This is a genomic window from Phocaeicola vulgatus ATCC 8482, assembly GCF_000012825.1.
GTDB classification, from domain to species: domain Bacteria; phylum Bacteroidota; class Bacteroidia; order Bacteroidales; family Bacteroidaceae; genus Phocaeicola; species Phocaeicola vulgatus.
In genome coordinates this window covers 3,001,143-3,025,003 of sequence record NC_009614.1, presented here as the reverse complement: position 1 = coordinate 3,025,003, position 23,861 = coordinate 3,001,143, and the positions used below count along the sequence as shown (strand labels likewise).

General features: G+C 40.1%; 23 protein-coding genes. 10 read left to right on the top strand and 13 right to left on the bottom strand.

All coding sequences use genetic code 11. The annotated features are described in order from the left end of the window. Positions 1 to 13 precede the first annotated feature (13 nt). The 10 genes from BVU_RS11805 to BVU_RS11760 all read right to left on the bottom strand — a co-directional run bounded on the left by BVU_RS11805 (position 14) and on the right by BVU_RS11760 (position 9,542). Positions 14 to 1,306: an ABC transporter permease gene (locus tag BVU_RS11805; RefSeq protein WP_011965567.1), complete on the bottom strand. Its 1,293-nt coding sequence runs from the start codon at positions 1,304 to 1,306 to the stop codon at positions 14 to 16. A 43-nt stretch (positions 1,307 to 1,349) separates the two neighbouring features. Further along, a complete protein-coding gene (locus BVU_RS11800; RefSeq protein WP_005846240.1) occupies positions 1,350 to 2,021 on the bottom strand; it encodes an ABC transporter ATP-binding protein in 672 nt (223 codons plus the stop codon). Between the two features lie 112 nt (positions 2,022 to 2,133). After that, positions 2,134 to 3,414, bottom strand: a complete 1,281-nt coding sequence (locus BVU_RS11795) for an ABC transporter permease (RefSeq protein WP_011965566.1) — start codon at positions 3,412 to 3,414, stop codon at positions 2,134 to 2,136. 15 nt (positions 3,415 to 3,429) lie between these two features. Then, entirely contained in the window at positions 3,430 to 4,731 is a 1,302-nt protein-coding gene (locus BVU_RS11790) for an ABC transporter permease (protein WP_005846236.1), read from the bottom strand. 126 nt (positions 4,732 to 4,857) lie between these two features. After that, the gene (locus tag BVU_RS11785; protein WP_005846234.1) at positions 4,858 to 6,105 is read right to left on the bottom strand and encodes an efflux RND transporter periplasmic adaptor subunit; all 1,248 of its coding nucleotides are present in this window, start codon (positions 6,103 to 6,105) and stop codon (positions 4,858 to 4,860) included. A 161-nt stretch (positions 6,106 to 6,266) separates the two neighbouring features. Continuing rightward, entirely contained in the window at positions 6,267 to 7,163 is an 897-nt protein-coding gene (locus BVU_RS11780) for a glucosaminidase domain-containing protein (protein WP_005846232.1), read from the bottom strand. 105 nt (positions 7,164 to 7,268) lie between these two features. Continuing rightward, complete coding sequence (locus tag BVU_RS11775) at positions 7,269 to 7,910, bottom strand: carbohydrate-binding family 9-like protein (protein WP_005846231.1); 642 nt, start codon at positions 7,908 to 7,910, stop codon at positions 7,269 to 7,271. A 155-nt stretch (positions 7,911 to 8,065) separates the two neighbouring features. Further along, complete coding sequence (locus BVU_RS11770) at positions 8,066 to 8,614, bottom strand: hypothetical protein (RefSeq protein ID WP_005846229.1); 549 nt, start codon at positions 8,612 to 8,614, stop codon at positions 8,066 to 8,068. A gap of 21 nt (positions 8,615 to 8,635) precedes the next feature. Next, a complete protein-coding gene (locus BVU_RS11765) occupies positions 8,636 to 8,998 on the bottom strand; it encodes a hypothetical protein (protein ID WP_005846227.1) in 363 nt (120 codons plus the stop codon). Between the two features lie 7 nt (positions 8,999 to 9,005). After that, positions 9,006 to 9,542 (bottom strand): RNA polymerase sigma factor, encoded by a 537-nt coding sequence (locus tag BVU_RS11760; RefSeq protein WP_005846226.1) that lies wholly within the window; start codon positions 9,540 to 9,542, stop codon positions 9,006 to 9,008. Between the two features lie 307 nt (positions 9,543 to 9,849). Here BVU_RS11760 and BVU_RS11755 point away from each other — a divergent pair, with 307 nt between their 5' ends. Then, entirely contained in the window at positions 9,850 to 10,521 is a 672-nt protein-coding gene (locus BVU_RS11755) for a DUF4476 domain-containing protein (protein WP_011965564.1), read from the top strand. Positions 10,522 to 10,554: 33 nt separating this feature from the next. Beyond that, entirely contained in the window at positions 10,555 to 11,166 is a 612-nt protein-coding gene (locus tag BVU_RS11750; RefSeq protein ID WP_005846222.1) for a DUF4476 domain-containing protein, read from the top strand. 69 nt (positions 11,167 to 11,235) lie between these two features. On the opposite strand, the gene BVU_RS11745 is transcribed toward BVU_RS11750, so the two are convergent. Further along, positions 11,236 to 11,559, bottom strand: coding sequence for a heavy metal-binding domain-containing protein (locus tag BVU_RS11745; protein ID WP_005846220.1), 324 nt, complete (start codon positions 11,557 to 11,559; stop codon positions 11,236 to 11,238). 218 nt (positions 11,560 to 11,777) lie between these two features. Here BVU_RS11745 and BVU_RS11740 point away from each other — a divergent pair, with 218 nt between their 5' ends. Both BVU_RS11740 and BVU_RS11735 read left to right on the top strand, forming a co-directional pair. Further along, positions 11,778 to 12,257, top strand: a complete 480-nt coding sequence (locus tag BVU_RS11740; protein ID WP_008781946.1) for a cytidine deaminase — start codon at positions 11,778 to 11,780, stop codon at positions 12,255 to 12,257. Next, positions 12,254 to 13,306, top strand: a complete 1,053-nt coding sequence (locus tag BVU_RS11735; protein ID WP_005846216.1) for a winged helix DNA-binding domain-containing protein — start codon at positions 12,254 to 12,256, stop codon at positions 13,304 to 13,306. Before BVU_RS11740 ends, BVU_RS11735 begins: the two co-directional genes overlap by 4 nt. Positions 13,307 to 13,372: 66 nt before the next feature. On the opposite strand, the gene BVU_RS11730 is transcribed toward BVU_RS11735, so the two are convergent. Then, entirely contained in the window at positions 13,373 to 14,884 is a 1,512-nt protein-coding gene (locus BVU_RS11730) for an SGNH/GDSL hydrolase family protein (protein ID WP_005846214.1), read from the bottom strand. A gap of 189 nt (positions 14,885 to 15,073) precedes the next feature. After that, positions 15,074 to 16,693 (bottom strand): ABC-F family ATP-binding cassette domain-containing protein, encoded by a 1,620-nt coding sequence (locus BVU_RS11725; protein WP_005846213.1) that lies wholly within the window; start codon positions 16,691 to 16,693, stop codon positions 15,074 to 15,076. 177 nt (positions 16,694 to 16,870) lie between these two features. On the opposite strand from BVU_RS11725, the gene grpE reads away from it, so the two are divergent. From grpE to galK, 6 genes are all read left to right on the top strand, one after another. Beyond that, positions 16,871 to 17,491, top strand: a complete 621-nt coding sequence (grpE, locus tag BVU_RS11720) for a nucleotide exchange factor GrpE (protein WP_005846211.1) — start codon at positions 16,871 to 16,873, stop codon at positions 17,489 to 17,491. A 19-nt stretch (positions 17,492 to 17,510) separates the two neighbouring features. Then, positions 17,511 to 18,686 carry a molecular chaperone DnaJ gene (gene dnaJ / locus BVU_RS11715; protein WP_005846209.1) on the top strand — a complete coding sequence of 392 codons (1,176 nt, stop codon included), beginning with the start codon at positions 17,511 to 17,513 and terminating at the stop codon, positions 18,684 to 18,686. 94 nt (positions 18,687 to 18,780) lie between these two features. Next, positions 18,781 to 20,067: a bifunctional folylpolyglutamate synthase/dihydrofolate synthase gene (locus BVU_RS11710; RefSeq protein WP_011965562.1), complete on the top strand. Its 1,287-nt coding sequence runs from the start codon at positions 18,781 to 18,783 to the stop codon at positions 20,065 to 20,067. Positions 20,068 to 20,161: 94 nt separating this feature from the next. Then, entirely contained in the window at positions 20,162 to 21,256 is a 1,095-nt protein-coding gene (locus tag BVU_RS11705; protein ID WP_005846205.1) for an aldose epimerase family protein, read from the top strand. A 46-nt stretch (positions 21,257 to 21,302) separates the two neighbouring features. Continuing rightward, on the top strand, positions 21,303 to 22,643 hold the full coding sequence (locus tag BVU_RS11700; RefSeq protein WP_005846203.1) for an MFS transporter: 1,341 nt from the start codon (positions 21,303 to 21,305) through the stop codon (positions 22,641 to 22,643). 40 nt (positions 22,644 to 22,683) lie between these two features. Continuing rightward, positions 22,684 to 23,838, top strand: coding sequence for a galactokinase (gene galK / locus BVU_RS11695; RefSeq protein WP_005846201.1), 1,155 nt, complete (start codon positions 22,684 to 22,686; stop codon positions 23,836 to 23,838). Positions 23,839 to 23,861 lie beyond the last annotated feature (23 nt).

Below are 23,861 nucleotides of genomic sequence, written 5' to 3'. Positions count from 1 at the left end.
ATTCGTTATCACCTTAGTGAATCCTTCCTCCCAGCGCATTGACAATGCTAGTCCTTGAAGCCCTCCAAGCAGGAATGCCGCTACTCAGCAAATTCAAAACAAAGCAAAACAACAACGCATAAAGGAAAGTGGAAGGGTGCAATAAAATACTGGAATCAACTGTAGGGGCATTCAATGTCGCACTATAAGGCTGTGCAAACAGGATATCGGTACCTAAATAAGCCATAACAATACTGATAAACAAACCTACGGCACCAGCCAACAAAGTCACGACCAGGTTTTCCATGATTATTTGTCCAACCATTTCCATGCGGGTGCTCCCAAAAGCACGGCGTACTCCTATTTCCGCCACACGTTGGCGCAATCGGCTTTGCGTCATACTGCTCAGATTTATAGCAGGTACTAACAACAGAATGATAAAAATGATAGCACGTTCACGACGAGCCGACTTCAAATCCGGCTCCAAGTTAGCTGCAAATGAAATAGACTGAGTTTCCTGATCATATGGTCGGTTACGGTCTATCAACGTATACCCCTGATCGGCAAGAATAGAATTATACTCACTCATACGCCGCTTGGCTTCAGCACGGATTTCTCCAAAATCATCATGGCTTCGAGCCAAAATAGTGACACTCATCATCCCCATGTGCTGGTCACTCCACGTATCATTAGGCAAATCCGTCGAAGTAAAGGGAATCCATACTTGGCCATAAGAAGCATCGGCAAGAGTAGATACATCTTTCACTACCCCTACCACACGATAGGGAGCATGATTCAACAAAAACTCTTTGCCCGCAGATTCTGTGGAACCAAACAAAGCCCGCGATATGCTCTCAGTAATCACAGCCACAGGAGTGCCCGCATTGAAAGTAGCTTCATCGTATGGTTTTCCATTCACAAAACGAAAATCGAACACTTTAAAAAAAGTATCATCCGTTTCCCGCACATCCGCTCCAATAGCCGGCATAGCGGGTAATGAAACAGGAGTCGATACCGGCATACTGCAATAAATAGTGACAGCTTCAGGGGTTTTCAATGATTTATATACCTCACGCGCCGTCCGCACGCTCATCGGTCCGTTACTTGTTCCGTCCCCCCAATCCTTATGACTTATGCTCATATAATGCACATGCAGAAAACGATTCCGGTTTGACTCGGGAGAAAAAGGAGCGACCTTCACTTGTTGTAGCATCACTACCAACATAATAAGGAAAATGCTAAGAGCAGTTCCTGCAATGCTGATGACACTGATAAGCGGATGCTGGCGAAGTTGCGCCAAAGCTTGCTTAAAATACTGTTTAATCATCTCTGTTATTTCTTAATAAATTCCTTTTCATAGTAATCAGTAGTTATTGCACCTGACGCCCATCAAAGAAACGAATGGTTCTGGAAGTCTGTTTGGCTTGTTCTTCATTATGGGTTACCATCACAATGGTCCGTCCATCCTCTTTATTTAATTTATGCAACAATTCCATGACCTCTGCACCCATCTTTGAGTCCAGATTACCGGTAGGCTCATCCGCAAGAATAATTTCAGGATTACCCACAATAGCACGGGCTATCGCTACACGCTGGCACTGTCCTCCGGAAAGCTGTGTGGGCATGTGCCGCATACGATGACTTAAACCGACACGATCCAACACTTCTTTTGCCAGACGGGTACGCTCCTTGGCAGCCATCTTTCTATAGAGCAAAGGCAACTCCACATTGTCAATCACATTCAGCGAATTAATCAGGTGGAACGACTGGAATACAAAGCCCAAGGTCTTGTTACGGAAAGCAGCCAGTTCCTTGTCCTTCATGCTTTCTACAGACGTGCCGTTTATTTCAATCTTTCCACTGCTGGGAGCGTCCAGCAGCCCCATAATATTCAGCAAGGTAGACTTGCCGCAACCGGAAGGACCCATAATGCTGACAAACTCCCCTTTAGCCACATCCAAATTTACATTTTCCAGCGCTAATGTTTCAATCTCATTCGTACGGTAGATTTTATTGATACCGGTTAATTTAATCATTGCCATAATCGTTTCGTATTTAAATTGTTAATCTTATCTCATACTAGTTATCTCAAAATCCATACACCTATAAACAGACCGGTTTACAGCCGTTTATCATTTTTTTTAAATCTTAATCCTACTCATCCCGCAATGCATCCACCGGAGTTATGCGGCTGATGCTGCGTGCAGGAATATAAATGCCTATACTGACCACAATCAGCAAGATAATCCATACAATCAGTGACACTCCTAAAAAATGAAGCGGGAATCTATTCACCCAATAAATGGGAAGTATTTCCTGTTCATTCCACATATTGGTATAAAGCCCTTCTTTCAAGGCATATTGCAAATAAATAAGACAACCGGTCAAAGTAGCCAGCGTAGAAAGCACTATCCCTTCGCCCAGCAACATACGGATGATATAGACAGACCGGGCACCGAAACTTTTCATGATACCCACTTCCTCCCGACGGTTGCGTGTCTGCATCCAAAAGGTACCGGAAACTCCTAAACATAAACTGATCAGGAAGAATCCTCCCATCAGTAAATTCACACGATAAGTATAATTCACCGTATTCTCTTCATCATTGTCCGCTATTACTTCATGATAACTCTTCACACTACGCATATATAGATTACCCACACGCAACTCTTTCTCCGCCCATGGTCTGAAATGCTGCATAAATTGCGTTTCGTTTATAGCCGGTTTAGTACGGAAAACGATACATACCTCTTCCGGTATTTCGAATTTTTCCAACTGTTGAGGCTCGGCCAATACATTCTGCGGCTGCATGCCATTGCGCATACGTAGTTTACCGATGGTTGCTTTTATAATCCAGTTCAAGGTATCCGTTTTAAAATCAACATAGCGATAGCCCAATGAAACGACTCCCGGTACAGGATCTACGGTCATAACGACTTCTTTATTTTCAAAAGGCATACGGTCCAGTTCTTCGTTAGTCTGCCCTTCCACTTCCTCAAATCCAAATGTGCTGAAAAACTGGCTCTGAGGCTCAAAGAACATCACCATATAGGGATAATAATGTAAAGAGTCCGTATTTAACGAACGGCTCCATGAACTGGAACAAAACGGACCGACGTCTCTAAACTGCAAAGTTGCATACCGCACATCTTCATAGTCGCGAATGCGCGAAAGAATCCGTCGTACATTGGCAGCACGTGCCTCCGGAGTGTCTTCCCCTGCTTCAAAACGCGCTGATTTGGAAGAGACAGCAGCAAGATTCAGTCTGTACATTCCTTCCTCTGTGATACCGGTAGGCAGCCCCCTGTCGTGGGTAGTCACCACAATCGGGTCAGTCAGTACCCATATCACCATAGATACAATGATCAACTCTGCCAACAACCAGCCATTGCGGTATCGGCGTGCCCATAAATTCTTACCTATCAAATGTAGCATCGCATCCCCCTCCTTTTATTTCTTCTGATTCAATGAATAAACGATATCCTTACCCAGTGCCTTCCACGCCGGCCATAATGCAGAGAATAAATTCAGCAAAAGACAAACGATAAAACCTGCACAGAAAATCCATGGAGAGAACAGCATATCAAAACTGACGATTGTATCTACTCCTTCAGGAGCGGAATTTCCGTAACGCTCAAACAAAGTAAACACCCAATTACGTCCGGCTATCAATATCGTCCAGACCCAACATAAGCCCAGCAGCCCCCCCAAACAGGTCAATATCAAATTCTCGATCAATATCTGACGAAGCAAACGTCCGCGGTCGGCACCGAAGGCTTTACAGATACCCATTTCCGGAAGACGGTTTTCCATGCGCGTACTGATCATCGCACATAAATTAAGAGCAGGCACCAATAAGAAAATCAAAACAAGCCCTCCCCAAAGACGTATCAGCTCCCACCAGTCCAAAGGAACATTTCCACGCCGATAGACACTTTTCCAATAAACATCCGGACCTGATAAAACCAATTTATTCTCTTCCTGTGAAGTATTATATTTACGGACCATTTCATGCATGGCCGCCTCCAAAGCCGCTCCCATGGCATCATCCTTCACTTTGAAATAAACCGTATAGGGTCCCAACATACCGGCATCACTTTTAGAATCCTTATCATAGCCTGCCACTGTAGTATAAGGCAGATATAATTGTGCAAAGGAGTCTCTTGTCAGGAAACTTGCATCTTTCACAACTCCCACAATGCGACAGTCCGTATAATTCAAGCTGAAAGTCTTGCCAACCACCTCTGTGGTGCCGAACAGACGACGTGCCAAGTCCTCCCCTACCACTGCATTCATGATACCACTCTCAAAATCGGCCTGCGAGAATGGCTTCCCAGCTAAAAAAGAGAATTGAAAGATACGGAAAAAAGCAGGATCGGTATATTTCACTTTCACATTCAGTTCCGAACCCAAGTTCTCACGTTGAATGTAGTCATCCAATTCCCACGAGTTATATACAGCAGAAACCTGCTCGGCCTCCTGCATGGGATACCACCAGTCACGTACCAATTGGTGAGAGCTTTGCCAACTGCCACTTCCACGGGTTTTCACCCGTTGCACCGTAACAGACTTCAAAACCCACGTCTCAGCACGGTTTGTCTCCGGATAAACAGGTGCCACTCTTATATAATGTGCCACAAAAACAACCATAGTCATGGCAATAGCCAATCCCGCACCTGTTATATAAAGCACACTGAACAGTTTATGCTGTTTCAGCAGCTCCCAGGCCTGCTTCCAATAATATTTTATCATAATGAGAACGAATTATCATCAGTATCCGGGGCGAGCAGAAGGGAATATGCCTCCCTTCCACCCGGTTTCCCGCTACTTTAATTTAAGAGAGAAAGTTTTATCTTGTTGTTTATGTCATAGCTGCTCTCATTTCAACTTCAACTTATTCTTGTTTTTATAGCTGCTCATATCACTGACAACTACCTTGTCACCCGGCTTCAGCCCCGATACGACTTCCACATATTCAAAGTTGCTGTCGCCCAACTGAACTTTACGCTTCACGATTTCATCCTTACTGTCCTGGACAAATAATTCGTATTCACCCCGGCCCACATAATAAGAAGCATTCGCCAATCTTAAGACTCCTTCCTTCACGGCATTCATGACATACACATCTGTCTTCAAGCCGGAACGCAATCGCTTGTTATTATCTTCATTCAATTGTACAATAAACGAAATCACCCCATTCTTACTCAACGGTGTCACACTACTTACCGTTCCTTCCAGTTTCTCATTGCCAATCTTGACTATGGCACGTCCACCTGCTGCCACACGGTCACCGTATGTATCGGCTATTTCACCTTCCACTTTAAAATGGCTCAAATCAGAAATGATAGCTACCTGGCTGCCTTCCGCTACCTGCGCACCTACCTGATTATTTATATAGGTAAGAATCGCTTTACGCGGTGAACGAATTTGAGCGTCATCCAATGTACGTTTCATTTCAGCAAGACTCTTTGAGAAAATATTGAATTCCAACTCCTTCACTTTCAAATCAGCCTCTTTTACTTTCGATTCATTCGCGTATTGCTGACGGAGCTGTTCCAATTCCAATTTTCCGGTATTAAAGTTCAGTTCAGCCTGACGAACCTTGTCCGTTGTTCCAGAGCCCAAACTATCCAAATAACGTTCGTTACGAAGTTCCACCTCCATACGGTTCAATTTCATGGCGGAAATTTTCACTTGCATCGATAAATCACTCAGATACGTATTATTATTCACTTTCAACTGCTCTAACTGATAACGTTTCATCTGTTCTTCATCCAGTAATTTCTTGTATTCGGTTTCCGTACTCTGCAAATCAAGTTTCAAAATCGGCGTACCTACATCCACACTGTCTCCTCCCTTACGGTAAACTTCCACGATACGAGTATTAATAGGTGAGTTGATAATCTCTTCAAAAGCCGGAACAACCTTACCGGAAGCACTGACACTTACTTCAATAGTTCCATTGTCCACTTCTGAAAACACCAAATCTTTCCTATTGACGCTGCTTCGCATAAACGAAATCAATACAGCTATACATACCACTGCCGCCACACCTATTGCACCATATTTAATGAACTTCTTTTTGCGCTCCTTATCACGCACTTCTTTAGGAATTTCTCTGTCCATAACTTATTGTAATTTTATTATTATCATTTTTGTGCTAAAGAATAAACAACATCCGTGCCAAGGAAACAACTTATTGATAATCAACAACAAATAAAGCGTACAGGGTGTCCGATATCGGACACCCTGTACGCTTTTAAACATCAGTTACCGTACAATAATGATTAACGCAAACGCAATATATCACCTACTTTAGGAGAAGGGTCTTCCGGTTTCATCTTATTCATCTTATATAAATTTTTCAGACGAATACCATATTTTTGGGAAATGGAATACATAGATTCTCCCCCACGGACAACATGAACTATGTGTTCCTTATCCGCACGACGATGCTTTTTATCCAAATAAATAATATCTCCTGGCTTCAATACATATCCCTTATAAAGATCATTGTATTTCCTCAACTTGCGTTGACTGATATCAAATTCTTTAGAAAGTTTTTTAAATGTATCCCCCGGACGTACCACAATATAGAGTAAATCATTAGCCAAATAAGGCTGATGCGGGTTTGGGAATTCCTTCATCCACTTTATACCATCCTTGGTATCATACTTATGTAATTCATATAATTCAATGATATCAATTAAACGATATGCATAGCGAGGGTCAGTAGCATATCCCGCTTTCTTCAGCCCATGCGCCCATCCTTTATAATCGGTGATTTTTAATTTAAAAAGAGATGCATAACGTGAACGTCCTTTTAAAAATTTAGAATGATCTTCATATGAATCACGAGGGTGCTTATAGGCACGAAAACATTCATTACGGGCATCATCATCATGCCGTACAGTACGACCAGTCCAGTCACCACCACATTTTATACCGAAATGATTATTGGATTTACGAGCCAGTGTACTTTTTCCCGCTCCTGATTCCAATAATCCTTGAGCCAAAGTGATGCTGGCAGGAATACGATACCGTTTCATCTCATCGATAGCGAGATCTTTATACTTATGAATATATTCCTCATACTGCCGGTTACGGGTTTGCGCTTGCACTGTAAAATTACATAGACAACAAAACAACCCGATTAATATAAATTTCAACGTATGTTTCATCATATAAAACTGTTTCAAAATCGCGACTATACTTTTTCCGCTATATATAGTTGCAAACTTACCATTTTTATCCGGCTGTATGCAATCTTTTTAAATTAATTACGAATTTCATTCGAATTCCAAAAGTCCAAAGAAATCCGGACGATGAAAATCCGGCTTCTCTATTTTAATAGGATTCCATGATAAGAAATGAGGCTTTTGCAATTCATCTCCACATTTATAAAAATTAGCCCGTATGCTCATTCCATCCAGCCCGGTAATGGCATGCTTAAAAAATACCTTATACGGAATCAGCAAAGCCACCTCCCAAGTACATTCTCCTATCTTTTCTTCAAAAGTTTCTCTGCCCAAGCTAGCCCAACGCTTCACCTGATCCGTTATTTCAGAAGGAGCCATTTCACGATTATTACGCTCCGAACCTGCTGCTAAAAGAATCGTAGCGATACAGTTACATTCCAAATTATAATAAATGCCATCTCCCGCAGGAATAGAGAAAAATTCCACACAGGAATCTGTCCAAACACTACCGTTATCTTCACCGTATTTGGCACGAACACTGTCTTCTACTACTTTATAATGGACTAATATAGCATCATTTGTATAGGCTATACGAAAAGAGACTTGAGGTTGATAAGGATATTCTTTCCAGTTCACTATATCAATAGGATGATACGTAATGTTCTCATTATCAAACAAGGTCGGTATTTGTTGTGCATCTTGAACTTTACCACTTAATTTCTTTACTTTCATCGTATTGTTTTTATTAGTTAAATAGCTACTATTAGCTTCACAAAAATATATACTTCCACTGAGAAAACAAAATAGTGGCTACCATAAACAGCAGCCACTAAAAGAATAAAGCTATAAAGACAATGAAAGCACAATTTTTACATTTTCATCCATATTTATTTCTTCACATCGCCCTGTGGCATATGTCTTCTCCCATCATGCTGTTTTTTCATTCCTTGTCTTTTTCTCATCTCTTTACGGAATTTATCGCCATTGTGTTTCTCCATATTATACATTTTCTGAATTTGTTTAGGAGAAAGAAATTTCCGGAACTCATTATAATACTTCTCACGAACATCCAGTATCTTTCTACTCTGCGCGAAACGTGCCTTGATAGCCTGCTCCACTTCAGCATCTGTAGGAAGCGGTTTGGGGGTCTGTTTATCTGCAGCCGTTCTATTTGCAATATTTCGACAGGCTCCCATATGACGAGTAGCCCGCATTTCTTCCATGTATTGTTTATACACCGGAATAAATTTAGCAGTCGTTGCGTCATCCAATGCCAATCCTTTTATAATTTGATTGCACTGTATTTCCAGCATCTGCTCTTTATTAAACTGCCTTCTTTCAGATTTAGCTCCTTTCTTTTCTTGTGCAAAAAGTGTTACCTGACTTCCCATAACAATGGCTGCCAACATCATTAAAAAAAATTTTGTTCTCATCATTTTTTTGTTTTTAGTGATTAATCAATTTATAAATATATCATTTTCAGATAATTCCACCCATCCTGCTAATTCCTCATCAGACATAGATTCTATATAACGATCCAAAGTATCTGAATAAGAAGAGTCTAAATCCGTAGAAACAATAAGTGAAGGAGAAGGCAACTCCTCTGCCACAGGTTGGGATATCGGAAAGAAAAGAACTCCCAACATGACAGCCGCAATAGCTAAAGCAGCCCCAATAATCAATTTTATTCTATGCTGCCTATTAAACCTCTCAGCCTGTGTACGCTCCAATACTTGCTTCTGCATTTTTCCGAAAAAGCCATCAGGGGTACGATAAGGCATCCGCTTCCCAATATTCTTAAAATCAAACTCCTTTTCCATCCTGTCTTTAATTATTTATCATGTACTCTTTTATCTTCTCTTTTGCATAATGATAATTCACTTTCAACGTATCCACTTTCGTGTCCGTAATCCTGCTAATTTCCTCATATTCCAGTTCATCATAATAACGAAGATTGAAAACTACCCGCTGCTTTTCAGGAAGCATCAAAATAGCCTGCTGAAATTTCACCGCCATTTCGTTCTCATAATCCACATAATCTGACGCCATCAACTTATTCATTAACTCTTCCTGAACTTCTTCCGCCGAAACAGCTTGTTCCTTACGCATATTCAGAAAACGGAGACACTCATTGGTCGCTATCCGGTAAATCCATGTCCCCAATGAACTTTCCTCCCTAAACTGAGGAAGATGGCGAAAGACGCGAATAAAGACTTCCTGCAGAATATCCTCTGCATCCTCATGTGATACAACCAATCTCCGGATATGCCAATATATGGGCTGTTGAAAAAAATCTATCAACAATTTAAATCCCCGTTCCGGGTTGGAAGCCCATACTTCCCTAATTTTATCTTCGTTTATCATCTATTCGTCAAAAGTTTATAGGTTAGAACCACCCGAGAACAAGAAGTTAAAAGTGAAAATGAAGTTTTTACATTAATTATAGATGAAGTTAAAATAATCAATCACATTTCCTACAAGAGAAAAATACAACCAATCTTCCGGAATATGAATTTAAAGAATTCAAACTCAATCTTCCTATCAATAAATTTCAGTTCTTAGAAGAATTACCATATAAACAATAGGGAAATCCCTAAAAATAAATAGGGAAAAAGATAGAAGAATATACCTTTTCCCAACTTATCTTTGTTACAAACAAAAAAACAAAAAAATGAGAAGATTGAAACAAACATTATTAGCGTTAACCATTTGTACTTTAGTCATCAGTTGCAGTTTGACTACTAGTAGCACTATTATGAAAGTACAGAGAGGGATGTCCCAAGAAGAAGTCAGCCATTTACTTGGGAAACCCGATTTCCGTAGATTCGACAACGGCTCGGAACAATGGGAATATACCAAGACCAATATGTCCACAGCTGCAAACACGGTAATTATTATCGATTTTGTAGACGGAATGGTAACAAACATGGATTCTTTTGAGTCCAACATTACTCCGCCTCCAGTTGCAGTGTGTCCGCCAAATGAAATCATTACGGTAGTTCCACCCAACCACCCTGATCATTCTGGCCCGCACAGACCAAAACACAAAGCCATGAATCCACATGATTTTGAAAACCTCTATAAAAAAGTAAAAAACAAAGCATTTAAGGACGACCAAATGGAATTATTATCTGTAGGAGTTGTAAACAACTACTTCACCTGTAAACAAACTGCCCGACTCATGTCCATATTTACATGGGACGATGAAAAAATGAAAGTATTAAGAATGATTTCCAACCGCATTGTAGACCGTGAAAATGGAAAAGAAATCATCAAGACACTGGATTCTTTATTTAAACAAGATGATGCACGTAAAATATTGGGAATCACTAACCAATGGTAATTCAACCTAAACAACACACAAAAACATAAATATATGAGAAAATTCAAACAACTATTATTGCTTGTTATCAGTATAACACTTGTCAGCTGTCATACCACAGGAAGTATCAAACAGAAAGCATGGAAAGTACAGCAGGGAATGACAACAGAAGAAATAGGCCAACTTCTTGGAAAACCCGATTTCCGACGTTTCGATGGTTCTTTGGAACAATGGGAATATCAGAGCGGAGGAATTGCAACGTCTTGCAAATTTCTAATTATCGAATTTCGAAACGGAAAGGTAACAAGCATGGATTCCTACAATGAAATAGCTAAAGAGACTTCAGTAGGAGACCTATATTCCAGCAAAATATCCCTCGATACCGTTGGTTCAATAGACGATAACGAATTTGAAAAGATATACAATGAAACAAAAAATTCCGTATTCAAAGATTCAACTCTGGAAAAAGCCATTATAAATAAAAAATTAAGTTGCGCACAATGCCTTAAACTTATGTCACTTTATACTTTTGATAATGACAAGTTAAAAATGTTACAAGTACTGAAAGACCATATAGCTGACACAACAAATTACGATAATATTGTCAACTCACTAGATTTCATTTCAAGTAAAAACAAGGCCAAAGAGATATTAGGAATACCCTAATACAGTAAAAGCAAACGTACCTGTTGCAATAAACCTAAAAAATATTGCAACAGGCACATCTGCTTTACCTCAATCTTCTATTCTGACAGCTGTGCCGCTTGCGGTTACCATCAGCATACTACCGCTGTCCCCCACAGTTTCATAATCCAAATCCACCCCAACTACAGCATTAGCTCCCAATAAAGCAGCCTGATCCTGCATTTCTCGTAACGCAGTATCTTTAGCCTGTCGAAGTACTTCTTCATAAGAACCGGAACGACCGCCTACAATGTCACGAATACTAGCAAAAAAATCACGAAACAGATTAGCACCGATAATAGTTTCACCTGTTACAATGCCATAATATTTGGTTATACGTTTTCCTTCGATAGTAGGTGTTGTTGTTGCTAACATAATCTTTCTCTTTTTTAATTATATATTCATTAGACGCACAAATAAAAAAAAAGTTGCAACTTTCTCCTTTTTTTATCGGTAACTATATTATTCTTCTCACATTCAACTCTGACAAGCAATAAGAAAACAAATAAATTTAAAACCAGATTTTAGAAAAGAAACATTGGGAGATTAAAAACAAAACATTACATTTGCAAGAAAACAAAGAGGAACGTATCATGAAACAAATCAAACTGGAAATAAACATAGAGGCTTGCCATTATGACGAACTAACAGAGAAGGACCGCAAACTGATAGACGCCGCGTGTGAAGCAACGAAAAGAAGCTATGCTCCTTACTCACATTTTGCTGTTGGAGCCGCCGCACTGTTGGAAAATGATATCGTCATTACCGGAACCAATCAAGAAAATGCAGCCTACCCATCTGGTCTTTGTGCAGAACGTACCACTTTGTTTTATGCCAATTCTCAATATCCGGATCAAGCAGTAAAAACACTCGCCATTGCTGCCCGCACAGAAAATGGTTTTCTTGACACACCTATTCCTCCTTGCGGAGCCTGTCGGCAAGTATTATTAGAAACTGAAAAACGATATGGAAAACCTATGCGGATACTGCTTTATAGTAAGACTGATATTTATATATTAGAAAACGTAAGCGGACTTTTACCTTTATCGTTTGATGGAAATTATCTGAAATGATACCTACCATCCGTCTGCACAGCCAACAGTTAATAAATCCGGTTTTCAATAATCCGAAAGATCTTGTATCATGGATGGGAGGCATTCAAGCGCAAGATTACACCATGTCCAAATGGGCTATTGGTATCCGGCTAAAGGCAGGAAATCTGCAAACAGTCAATGAGGCACTGGCAAAAGGAGATATATTGCGCATTCATGTCATGCGTCCTACTTGGCATTATGTAGCTGCAGAAGATATACGCTGGATGCTGAAGCTTTCATCCCGACGCATCATTACTGCCAATGACTCTTTTGCCAAGTCCAGAGGACAAGACATTTCAGTTGACATTTACAACAAAGCAAACCGATTATTGGAAAAGGCACTAGCAGGACACAATCATCTGACCAAGCAAGAAATTGACAACATATTTAAAGAAGGAGGGCTGGAAACCAATGAAAGATTATCCAACCGTTTCCTGATTCACGCTGAAGCTGAAGGACTTATTTGCAGCGGAGCAGATAAAAATAATAAAATCACCTTCGCACTTTTGGATGAGCGTGTTCCTCCAATACAAGAATTACATAAAGAAGAGGCGCTAGCTATCTTGGCACGCAAGTATTTTAGAAGCCACTCTCCTGCCAGTCTGAAAGACTTTGTATGGTGGTCCGGACTTTCGGTAACGGAAGCTAGACAAGGTATAGCCGCCATTGAACAAGAATTGCTTACTGACCGTTTCCTAGCACAAAAATTATATGTTCATCAGTCTTATAAAGAAGAAAAAACAACCGACATATTGCATATTCTTCCTTCATACGATGAATACCTAATCAGCTACAAAGACCGTACTGATGTATTGAACAAAGAATACCAACACAAAGCATTCAATTCTTTCGGGATATTCCGTCCGGTTATTCTGTACAACGGGCAAATAGTTGGAAATTGGAATAAAGTCATACAAAAACAAACAACACATATAGAAATGAACTGGTTCAAGAAAAATACAAAGATCAAAAGAGAATTACTTTCCCTAGCGGAGAGAAAATACCTTACTTTTTTCTCCGAACTGTAAGAAAATTGTAAATGGATTATTTCTGCGTCATCACATTTTAAAAATAATCCATTACATTTACATTATTCAGTATTGCAATATAAAACTCTCAGCCACTTTCAAGAAACGTTCATGACCTTTTTCATTCAAATGTGCAGTATCTGTATTATTCTTGCTGTTCTGAAAATATATTTTTCTAAAATGATCATTACTTGCATAAATTCCTCCTTTTCGGGCGCTGTCAAAAATAGGAATACTATAATTTCCACAAACCTCAATCATAGCATCCACCACTTTCTCAGCATCACTTCCTGCAAAATTTTTACAGTTCCATCGGGTAAAGAAAAAAATCTTAGCTGTGGGATACTTTTCAATAAGCCCTTCACACAGCATTGCCAGCCTCTCTTTAAATACATCAATACCGCCAATTGAATCCAATTTAAAACCATCATTGTGCCCACCCACAACAATAACATAATCCAAATCATCCGGCATTTCCTTATATCTTACATACATCGCTTCCCCCCAACGCGGGCTACTATAAGCAATGCTGCTGCCGTTCTTGCCATAATTTAAATATTCCATACCATGTTTCTCGGCAAATTTATAATGCCAGGTATTCTTAACAGGTTCCTTATGATTCTTCACATAACTATCTCCAATAATTCCCAAACGTTTTCCTTTCAATTCATCAGTCCTGACGGTAACTCCTTTAATAATTTGTTCCAACTGCTTATATACCTGTTGTCCCAAATACTCTGCCGAATGAGCCGTGAAATGAAGTCTGTCATTTAACAATTCCGCGCCTGACATATCTATCAGGTGCATGTTCGGATCTTCAGCAGCCAATTGCTTCATCGCATTCTCCACTTCTCTGCTGAAATATTTATTACTTCGGGCAACAGTACCAAAAATAAAAGGCAAACGAGAATAATCCTTTCCGGTTTTTTCTGTCAGATGCATACGCACATAAGCCACCATTGTCTTCAAGTTACGGTAATAATCTTTACTTTTAGCATAATCACTTTCCCCCTGATGCCAAAGAAATGCATCTATCTGATAGCCATCCTTCAGGCGGGAAAGAGTCTTGTCTATACACATGTCTATCTCTTGAATGAAAGAAAGCAACAAGGAGTTTCCTCCATCAGAAGTTGGCTTAGCCTGTGCCAGCCATTCAGGCGCCGCAGACCAAAAACGTCCCTTGGAAGCATTATAATCAGGTGCTATGGAAGTTCCGCCAACAGCCCATTTCACCACATAAAATTTCTCCTGCAACAACTGCTCCAACCAATAATATGTCACTGCATCAAAAGCCCACATATTATTTTTTCCGCTACGTTTGGCACGAGGCCAGAAAGGAATAAATTCTCCCTTTCCGTCATTCTGAGCTATCTGACAATAACGGTAGGCACCTTCGGCATACGTCAGTGTATCCGTAGCCAATGCTTTAATATATGCCGGCAAATCTTCATTAGGAGTTCGTCCATCGGTATTAGACTGTCCGGCAGTTATAATCACATGTACAGGATTGGAAGCCATCGTATTCAAGCCAACAGCTGCAAAAATCAAAATCAAAATTAAGTTTTTCATAAGTATCATTTCATGTTTTTAATGGACACAAAAATAATCCTAATTCTAATATAACGACATGGATTATCGTCCATTATCATAGATTTTTTGAACTCATTATGGTTCATACAGAATGAGAATTGCGGCTAAACCATAAAAAAAGAGCCACAGGAACAATGGCTCCCAATGACTCTTTCTTTTTCAGCTCATATTTATAATTTAATTATCTCCATACATACGCGCACGCATTTCTTTAATATGATCAGAAGTGATGTATTCATCGTATTCCATCATCTTGTCAATGATACCATTCGGGGTCAATTCAATAATACGGTTCGCCACCGTTTCAATAAATTCGTGGTCGTGGGAAGAGAACAGCACATTTCCCTTATAAGTCTTCAGATTATTATTGAAAGCCTGAATTGATTCCAAGTCCAAATGGTTGGTTGGAGTATCCAAAATCAGACAGTTCGCATTACGCAACTGCATACGGGCAATCATACAACGCATCTTCTCACCTCCGGAAAGCACATTCACTTTCTTCAATACTTCCTCTCCGGAAAACAACATACGCCCCAAGAAACCTTTCATATAGACTTCGTTACCTTCGCCAAACTGGCTCAGCCAATCTACCAAATTCAAATCACTTTCAAAGAAATCCGTATTATCCAAAGGCAAATAAGCCGTAGTAATAGTAACGCCCCACGCGAATTTACCAGCCTGCGGAGTACGATTTCCATTGATTATTTCAAAAAAAGCAGTCATGGCACGCGGATCACGGCTCAAAAAGACAATCTTATCTCCTTTTTCTACATTAAAATTCACATCATTGAACAATACCATACCGTCTTCAGTTTCCGCACGCAAGCCGGATACTTCCAAAATCTGATTGCCCGGTTCACGATCCGGAGTAAAGATGATACCGGGATATTTACGGGACGACGGCTTAATTTCATCTACATTCAGTTTTTCCAACATCTTCTTTCGGCTGGTTGTCTGCTTGCTCTTAGCCACATTGGCACTAAAACGACGGATAAATTCTTCCAACTCTTTCTTCTTCTCTTCAGCTTTAGCCTTCTGGTTCTGCTGCTGGCGAAGTGCCAACTGACTTGATTCATACCAGAAGCTATAGTTACCGGCAAACATATTCACTTTACCGAAATCAATATCTACAGTATGAGTACAAACAGAGTCCAAAAAGTGACGGTCATGACTTACCACCAACACCGTGTGCTCGAAATTAGAAAGATATTCCTCCAACCAAGTCACCGTATCCATATCCAAATCATTGGTAGGTTCATCCAACAACAAGTTATCAGGATTACCGTAAAGTGCCTGCGCCAACATGACACGCACCTTTTCCTTACCGCTCAGTTCCCCCATCAACATATAGTGCTTGTCTTCCTTTATGCCCAATCCGCTCAACAAAGAAGCAGCATCACTCTCGGCATTCCAACCATCCAGTTCGGCAAACTTCTCTTCCAATTCAGAAACTTTCAAGCCATCTTCATCTGTAAAATCAGTTTTCGCATACAGTTCTTCACGCTGTTTCATAATGTTCCACAACACAGTATGTCCCATCATAACCGTATCCATGACTGTATATTCATCCCACTTAAAGTGATCCTGGCTCAATACAGACAGACGTTCGCCCGGTCCTAATACCACTGAGCCCTTAGTCGGTTCCAGCTCACCTGAAATTGCTTTCAAGAAAGTAGATTTTCCGGCGCCGTTCGCACCGATAACCCCGTAAATATTACCATTGGTGAACTTCATATTTACGTCATTATACAACACTCTTTTACCAAATTGAATGGCCAAGTTCGAAACTGTAATCATCCTAATATACCTTATTTATATAATTATTCTATTTTGGAATTGCAAAGGTAGGCATTTTAATTCAGAAAAGTATGCCAGTGTGGCAGAAATTCCGTACTTTTGCAAAATTATTACTCTAAGAAAACAACTAGGCACGAAATTTGTTAGCAGTAAATTAACCTAAAAGACCTGACTGTTATGAGTAAAAATAAGAAAAACAAAAAGTTTAATAAGAATATGAACCCAACAGAGAAGAACCAACCTCAAGACGAGGAAGTTTTGAAAAATCAGGAAGCGGCAGAAGCTGCCATTGATGAAGAAACTCAGAAAGAAGCAACAGAAGAACTGAACGCTGAAGAGAAGGTGAACAAGGAATTGGCGGAAGCTCAGAAAACAATAGAAGAGCAGCATGACAAATACCTGCGTCTTTCAGCCGAATTTGACAATTACCGTAAACGCACCATGAAAGAGAAGGCCGAATTGATTAAAAATGGTGGAGAAAAGGCCATTACTGCCATTCTTCCTATTTTGGATGACTTGGAGCGTGCAGTAAAGACTTCAGAAACTTCGGATGATGTAAAAGCAATGCGTGAAGGAATTGAGTTGATCTACAACAAATTCCTGAAAGTATTGAACCAGGAAGGACTTCAGAAAATAGAGACTGACGGTGAGAACTTTGATACCGATTATCACGAAGCAATTGCATTAGTTCCAGCTCCTTCCGAAGAGAAGAAAGGAAAAATATTGGACTGTGTACAAACCGGTTATAAGCTGAATGACAAAGTAATACGCCACGCCAAAGTAGTTGTGGCTCAATAAAACAGTATCATAAAACGACATGGCAAAAAGAGACTATTACGAAGTTCTGGAGGTGGACAAAACAGCCACCCTTGATGTTATAAAAAAAGCATACCGCAAAAAAGCAATACAATATCATCCGGACAAGAATCCGGGAGATAAAGAAGCGGAAGAAAAATTCAAGGAAGCTGCCGAAGCTTATGATGTGTTGAGCAACCCGGATAAACGCGCCCGTTACGACCAATTCGGACATGCAGGAATGAGTGGAGCTGCCGGTGGAGGTTTTGAAGGATTCGGACAAGGTATGTCCATGGATGATATTTTCTCTATGTTCGGTGACATCTTCGGTGGACATGGAGGAGGTTTCGGAGGCTTTGGAGGTTTCGGTGGTGGCGGACGTTCCGCACAACGCAAGTTCCGTGGTTCAGACCTCCGTGTAAAAGTAAAACTGAACTTAAAAGAGATTTCTACGGGAGTAGAAAAGAAATTCAAACTGAAAAAGTACGTAACATGTGACCATTGCCATGGTTCAGGAGCCGAAGGAGAAGGAGGAACGGAAACGTGTCCCACTTGTCATGGAACAGGAAGTATCACCCGCACCCAACAAAGCATTTTTGGAATGGTGCAATCACAAAGCGTATGTCCACAATGTAACGGAGAAGGGAAAATAATTAAGAACAAATGTAAAGCTTGTGCAGGAGAAGGTATTGTATACGGAGAAGAAGTCGTGGAAGTGAAAATTCCTGCCGGTGTGGCTGAAGGAATGCAACTTTCTGTCAATGGGAAAGGAAATGCGGGCAAACATAACGGTGTTCCCGGTGATTTGCTTGTTGTCATAGAAGAAGAATCCCATCCAGACCTAATACGCGATGAAAATGATTTGATTTACAATCTGTTACTAAGCGTTCCGACTGCTGCTTTAGGAGGCACTGTAGAAATACCAACTATTGATAGCAAAGTAAAAGTAAAAATTGAACCAGGCACCCAACCAGGTAAGGTCTTACGCCTAAGAGGTAAAGGATTGCCCAATGTCAATAGTTATGGTTACAGTAACGGTACAGGTGATTTATTAGTCAATGTAAGCGTATATATTCCAGAAACGTTGAATAAAGATGAAAAACAAGCACTAGAGAAAATGCAAGAATCGGATAACTTCAAACCGAATACAAGCATTAAAGAAAAAATATTCAAGAAGTTCAAAAACTTCTTCGATTAATTTTTATACTACAAAGTGTCACAGAAAGAATACCAGGTTTTATATCTGCCGGGCATTCTTTTGTGACACTTTGCGGTAAATAAAAACATTTGCCATGAATTACGAAGAAACATTGGATTATTTATATAATAGTGCCCCATTATTCCAACATATAGGAAAAGATGCATACAAGGCAGGGTTAGAAAACACTTATCTTTTAGACAAGTATTTCAACCATCCCCATCGCCAATTCCGAACCATTCATATAGCCGGGACCAATGGAAAAGGCTCTTGTTCACATACTTTAGCCGCCATTTTACAATCAGCCGGATACAAGACAGGACTTTACACTTCTCCACATCTGATAGATTTCCGTGAACGAATCCGCGTCAACGGAATTCCTGTATCCAAAGAATATGTCATAGACTTTGTAGAAAAACACCGTGCCTTTTTTGAACCTCTGCATCCTTCTTTCTTTGAACTGACTACTGCAATGGCTTTCCACTATTTTGCCCAAAGCCAAGTAGATGTAGCCATTATAGAAGTCGGTCTGGGAGGACGAATAGATTGTACAAACATCATCTGTCCGGATCTATGTGTCATAACCAATATCAGTTTCGACCATATACAATTCTTAGGTAACACATTAGCCAAAATAGCCACAGAGAAGGCCGGAATCATCAAAGAAAAGACCCCGGTAGTTATCGGTGAAACCACACCCGAAACCAAACCTATATTTACAACCCGTGCTAAAGAAGTAAACGCTCCTATCTACTTTGCAGAAGAAGAACAGTTATTACACTCCTCCAGCATAAATGAAAAAGGTAAACGAATATATCAAACAACCGACTACCTCAATCTGGAAGGCGAACTGGAAGGGCTTTGCCAACTTAAAAACACCAATACACTTTTATCTGCCATCCGCCTATTAAAACAAGCAGGTTATCAACTTACCGAAAGCAATATACGCAAAGGATTCTCACAAGTATGTGAACTCACCGGCCTGATGGGAAGATGGCAAAAATTAGAAAGTGAACCGACTTTAATATGCGATACAGGACATAATGTAGGAGGTATTTCGTATATCATAGAACAATTAGAACATCAGAAATATGAACGATTACACATTGTAATAGGTATGGTAAACGACAAGGATATCAGTGGAGTATTGTCCATGCTTCCTAAAAATGCCACCTATTATTTTACCAAAGCCAGCGTAAAGCGTGCTTTATCCGAAAAAGAATTACAAAGCTTAGCGATGCAATCCGGGCTGCACGGAGATACTTATCCTGATGTAGAAACAGCTGTAACAGCCGCTAAAGAAAAGGCTAACAAAAATGACTTTATTTTTGTTGGAGGAAGCAGCTTTATCGTTGCGGATTTATTAAAATTTCACGTTTAGTCCGTTCACTTTTATAGAAAAAGTTTGGGAATACCGAAGAAAATCTTTTTATTTGCATTAGTTTTATACATAAAATAAAAAGATTTTCAATAACATGATAAACACATCTACTTCCGATGAGAATTTATGCGGCCTGAAACGGGCCGATTTTCAGACAACAGTGAACGGGAAACAAACAGACCTCTTCATTCTGAAAAATGAAAACGGAGCTGAAATAGCTGTCACCAACTATGGTGGAGCAGTATTAGCTATTATGGTTCCGGACAAAAACGGTAAATATGCCAATGTCATTCAAGGACATGATAGTATAACCCATGTTATCAATAGCCACGAACCTTTCCTCAGTACTCTTATCGGTCGTTACGGAAACCGTATAGCAGGAGGCAAATTCATTTTAGAAGGGAAAGAATATTCACTGACTATCAACAATGGTCCCAACTCGCTGCATGGCGGTCCTACCGGATTTCATACCCGCATTTGGGATGCAGAACAGGAAACTCCCCAAAGCTTGAAATTGCATTATTTATCTGCTGATGGCGAAGAAGGATTTCCGGGAAATTTGGATATTCACGTAACGTACACTTTAAGTAATCAAAATGAATTCATCATTACTTACCACGCTACAACAGACAAAACAACATTGGTAAATCTTACTCACCACGGTTTTTTCAGCCTATCAGGCATTGCCAATCCTACGGCAACCGTTGATAACAACATCGTAACCATTAATGCTGATTTTTATACTCCGATAGATAATGTATCCATCCCTACAGGCGAAATTGCCAAAGTAGAAGGTACTCCTATGGACTTTCGTACTCCTCAAAGAGTAGACAGTAGAATCAATGACCCATTCGAACAGCTAGAATTCGGTGCCGGCTATGACCACTGCTATGTATTAAACAAACGTGAAGCAGGCACACTGAGTTTTGCAGCAAAATGTGTGGATCCCGAAAGCGGTCGTAGCATGGAAGTATACACTACAGAGCCCGGTGTACAAGTTTATACTTCAAACTGGCACAATGGTTTCGAAGGTGCTCATGGAGCAACTTTCCCAGCAAGAAGTGCCATCTGTTTTGAAGCACAACATTTTCCTGATACGCCCAATAAAGGCCATTTCCCTTCTTGTGTTCTACATCCGGGGGAAACTTACAATCAAGTAACCATCTACAAATTCGGTGTAGAAAAATAATTTTATGAAATAACCTAATTAATAAACTTATAATTTTTTCAAAACCATGAATCAACAAAAACAGAACGGTAATATCATCGCTATCATTACAATGTTCTTCCTTTTCGCGATGATTTCCTTCGTTACTAATCTTGCTGCGCCTTTCGGCACAATATGGAAAAACCAATATGCAGGTGCCAATACCTTGGGTATGATGGGAAATATGATGAATTTCCTCGCATATCTGTTTATGGGGATTCCTTCAGGTAATATGCTTGTAAAAATCGGATATAAAAAAACAGCCCTCATTGCCATGGCAGTAGGTTTCATCGGTTTGTTTATCCAATATATTTCCAGTTTGTTCGGTGCAGATATAGACGTATTCAATTTAGGAGAATATGCCATTAAAATGAATTTTATCATCTACCTGCTTGGTGCTTTCGTCTGTGGTTTTTGTGTATGTATGCTGAACACAGTAGTTAACCCGATGCTAAATCTTTTAGGTGGTGGTGGTAACAAAGGTAACCAATTAATCCAAGCCGGTGGTGCTCTAAACTCATTGTCAGGTACTTTGACTCCGCTTTTCGTAGGTGCCTTGATTGGTTCTGTTACCCCTCAAACAGCTATGTCAGATGTAGCTCCTCTGCTTTTCATCGCAATGGGTGTATTCGTATCAGCGTTTATCGCTCTTTCATTCATCGCCATTCCAGAGCCTCATCTAAGAAAAGCAGGTCATGAAAAAGAGAAATTCTCTCATAGCCCTTGGAATTTCCGCCATACTGTATTAGGTGTAATCGGTATCTTTGTGTATGTAGGTATTGAAATCGGTATTCCAGGCACATTAAATTTCTATCTTGCCGACCCAACGGAAAAAGGTGCGGGCCTGCTTGCCAACGGTGCCGCTATCGGTGGTGCTATTGCTGCCATCTATTGGTTGCTCATGTTAGTGGGACGTTCTGCAAGTAGTGTCATCAGCGGTAAAGTAGCTACACGCACACAATTGATTGTTGTTTCCGCAACAGCTATCTGTTTTATATTAATCGCAATCTTCACTCCAAAAGAAATCACTGTCTCTATGCCGGGATATAGTGTAGAAAATGGATTCGAAATGGCCTCTGTACCTGTCAGTGCCCTATTTTTGGTACTTTGTGGTTTATGTACGTCCATTATGTGGGGAGGTATCTTCAACCTCGCTGTAGAAGGTTTAGGCAAATATACCGCACAAGCTTCAGGTATTTTTATGATGATGGTTGTCGGTGGCGGTATTTTCCCATTATTGCAGCAATTCATTTCTGACGCTGTGGGATATATGGCCAGCTATTGGTTAATTATCGCTTTGCTTGCTTATCTGTTGTTCTATGGTTTGGTAGGATGCAAGAACGTAAACAAAGACATTCCTGTAGAATAATTATAAAAACATATAGTATTAACTTTAAACTATTAATATCATGGATATAGAATACGTAAGAAGTCGCTTCATCAAACATTTTGATGGCACAACAGGTTCAGTATATGCATCACCCGGACGTATTAACCTTATTGGAGAACATACCGATTATAACGGTGGTTTTGTCTTTCCCGGAGCAGTAGATAAAGGTATGATTGCTGAAATCAAACCTAATGGTACTGATAAGGTACGTGCTTATTCTATTGATCTAAAAGACTATGTAGAATTCGGCTTGAACGAAGAAGATGCCCCTAAAGCCAGTTGGGCAAGATATATTTTCGGCGTTTGCCGTGAAATGATCAAACGTGGTGTAGATGTGAAAGGTTTTGACACTGCTTTTGCGGGTGACGTACCTTTGGGTGCAGGTATGTCTTCATCTGCTGCATTGGAAAGTACGTATGCTTTCGCTATCAACGAACTTTTCGGTGACAACAAAATAGATAAATTTGAATTAGCCAAGGTAGGTCAGGCAACAGAACATAATTATTGTGGTGTAAATTGCGGTATTATGGATCAATTTGCATCTGTATTCGGAAAAGAAGGTAGTTTGATCCGTTTGGACTGTCGTTCATTGGAATATCAATACTTCCCGTTCAAACCGGAAGGTTACCGATTGGTATTGGTTGACTCGGTAGTCAAACACGAATTGGCTTCTTCTGCTTATAATAAACGTCGCCAAAGCTGCGAAGCTGCTGTAGCCGCCATCCAGAAAAAACATCCTCATGTAGAATTTTTACGTGATTGTACAATGGAAATGTTGCAGGAAGCAAAAGCCGAGATCAGTGAAGAAGACTATATGCGTGCAGAATACGTCATTGAAGAAATCCAACGTGTACTTGATGTTTGCGATGCTTTGGAAAGAGGTGATTACGAAACCGTAGGACAGAAGATGTATGAAACTCACTATGGCATGAGTAAATTGTATGAAGTAAGCTGTGAAGAACTTGACTTCTTGAATGATGTTGCTTTCGACTGCGGTGTCACCGGTTCACGTGTCATGGGTGGAGGTTTCGGTGGATGTACAATCAACCTGGTTAAAAATGAACTATACGAAACATTCATCACCACTGCCAAAGAAAGATTCAAAGAGAAGTTCGGAAGAAGTCCCAAAGTTTACGATGTAGTCATCAGTGACGGTTCTCGCAAGCTGGTATAAAAAAGATCTCAAATTCGCTAACA

What these genes read in the sequence shown, in the direction of transcription:
- BVU_RS11805 (WP_011965567.1), bottom strand. Translation starts at nt 1,306, where the DNA reads ATGATTAAACAGTATTTTAAGCAAGCTTTGGCGCAACTTCGCCAGCAT.
- BVU_RS11800 (WP_005846240.1), bottom strand. Translation starts at nt 2,021, where the DNA reads ATGGCAATGATTAAATTAACCGGTATCAATAAAATCTACCGTACGAAT.
- BVU_RS11795 (WP_011965566.1), bottom strand. Translation starts at nt 3,414, where the DNA reads ATGCTACATTTGATAGGTAAGAATTTATGGGCACGCCGATACCGCAAT.
- BVU_RS11790 (WP_005846236.1), bottom strand. Translation starts at nt 4,731, where the DNA reads ATGATAAAATATTATTGGAAGCAGGCCTGGGAGCTGCTGAAACAGCAT.
- BVU_RS11785 (WP_005846234.1), bottom strand. Translation starts at nt 6,105, where the DNA reads ATGGACAGAGAAATTCCTAAAGAAGTGCGTGATAAGGAGCGCAAAAAG.
- BVU_RS11780 (WP_005846232.1), bottom strand. Translation starts at nt 7,163, where the DNA reads ATGATGAAACATACGTTGAAATTTATATTAATCGGGTTGTTTTGTTGT.
- BVU_RS11775 (WP_005846231.1), bottom strand. Translation starts at nt 7,910, where the DNA reads ATGAAAGTAAAGAAATTAAGTGGTAAAGTTCAAGATGCACAACAAATA.
- BVU_RS11770 (WP_005846229.1), bottom strand. Translation starts at nt 8,614, where the DNA reads ATGATGAGAACAAAATTTTTTTTAATGATGTTGGCAGCCATTGTTATG.
- BVU_RS11765 (WP_005846227.1), bottom strand. Translation starts at nt 8,998, where the DNA reads ATGGAAAAGGAGTTTGATTTTAAGAATATTGGGAAGCGGATGCCTTAT.
- BVU_RS11760 (WP_005846226.1), bottom strand. Translation starts at nt 9,542, where the DNA reads ATGATAAACGAAGATAAAATTAGGGAAGTATGGGCTTCCAACCCGGAA.
- BVU_RS11755 (WP_011965564.1), top strand. Translation starts at nt 9,850, where the DNA reads ATGAGAAGATTGAAACAAACATTATTAGCGTTAACCATTTGTACTTTA.
- BVU_RS11750 (WP_005846222.1), top strand. Translation starts at nt 10,555, where the DNA reads ATGAGAAAATTCAAACAACTATTATTGCTTGTTATCAGTATAACACTT.
- BVU_RS11745 (WP_005846220.1), bottom strand. Translation starts at nt 11,559, where the DNA reads ATGTTAGCAACAACAACACCTACTATCGAAGGAAAACGTATAACCAAA.
- BVU_RS11740 (WP_008781946.1), top strand. Translation starts at nt 11,778, where the DNA reads ATGAAACAAATCAAACTGGAAATAAACATAGAGGCTTGCCATTATGAC.
- BVU_RS11735 (WP_005846216.1), top strand. Translation starts at nt 12,254, where the DNA reads ATGATACCTACCATCCGTCTGCACAGCCAACAGTTAATAAATCCGGTT.
- BVU_RS11730 (WP_005846214.1), bottom strand. Translation starts at nt 14,884, where the DNA reads ATGATACTTATGAAAAACTTAATTTTGATTTTGATTTTTGCAGCTGTT.
- BVU_RS11725 (WP_005846213.1), bottom strand. Translation starts at nt 16,693, where the DNA reads ATGATTACAGTTTCGAACTTGGCCATTCAATTTGGTAAAAGAGTGTTG.
- grpE (WP_005846211.1), top strand. Translation starts at nt 16,871, where the DNA reads ATGAGTAAAAATAAGAAAAACAAAAAGTTTAATAAGAATATGAACCCA.
- dnaJ (WP_005846209.1), top strand. Translation starts at nt 17,511, where the DNA reads ATGGCAAAAAGAGACTATTACGAAGTTCTGGAGGTGGACAAAACAGCC.
- BVU_RS11710 (WP_011965562.1), top strand. Translation starts at nt 18,781, where the DNA reads ATGAATTACGAAGAAACATTGGATTATTTATATAATAGTGCCCCATTA.
- BVU_RS11705 (WP_005846205.1), top strand. Translation starts at nt 20,162, where the DNA reads ATGATAAACACATCTACTTCCGATGAGAATTTATGCGGCCTGAAACGG.
- BVU_RS11700 (WP_005846203.1), top strand. Translation starts at nt 21,303, where the DNA reads ATGAATCAACAAAAACAGAACGGTAATATCATCGCTATCATTACAATG.
- galK (WP_005846201.1), top strand. Translation starts at nt 22,684, where the DNA reads ATGGATATAGAATACGTAAGAAGTCGCTTCATCAAACATTTTGATGGC.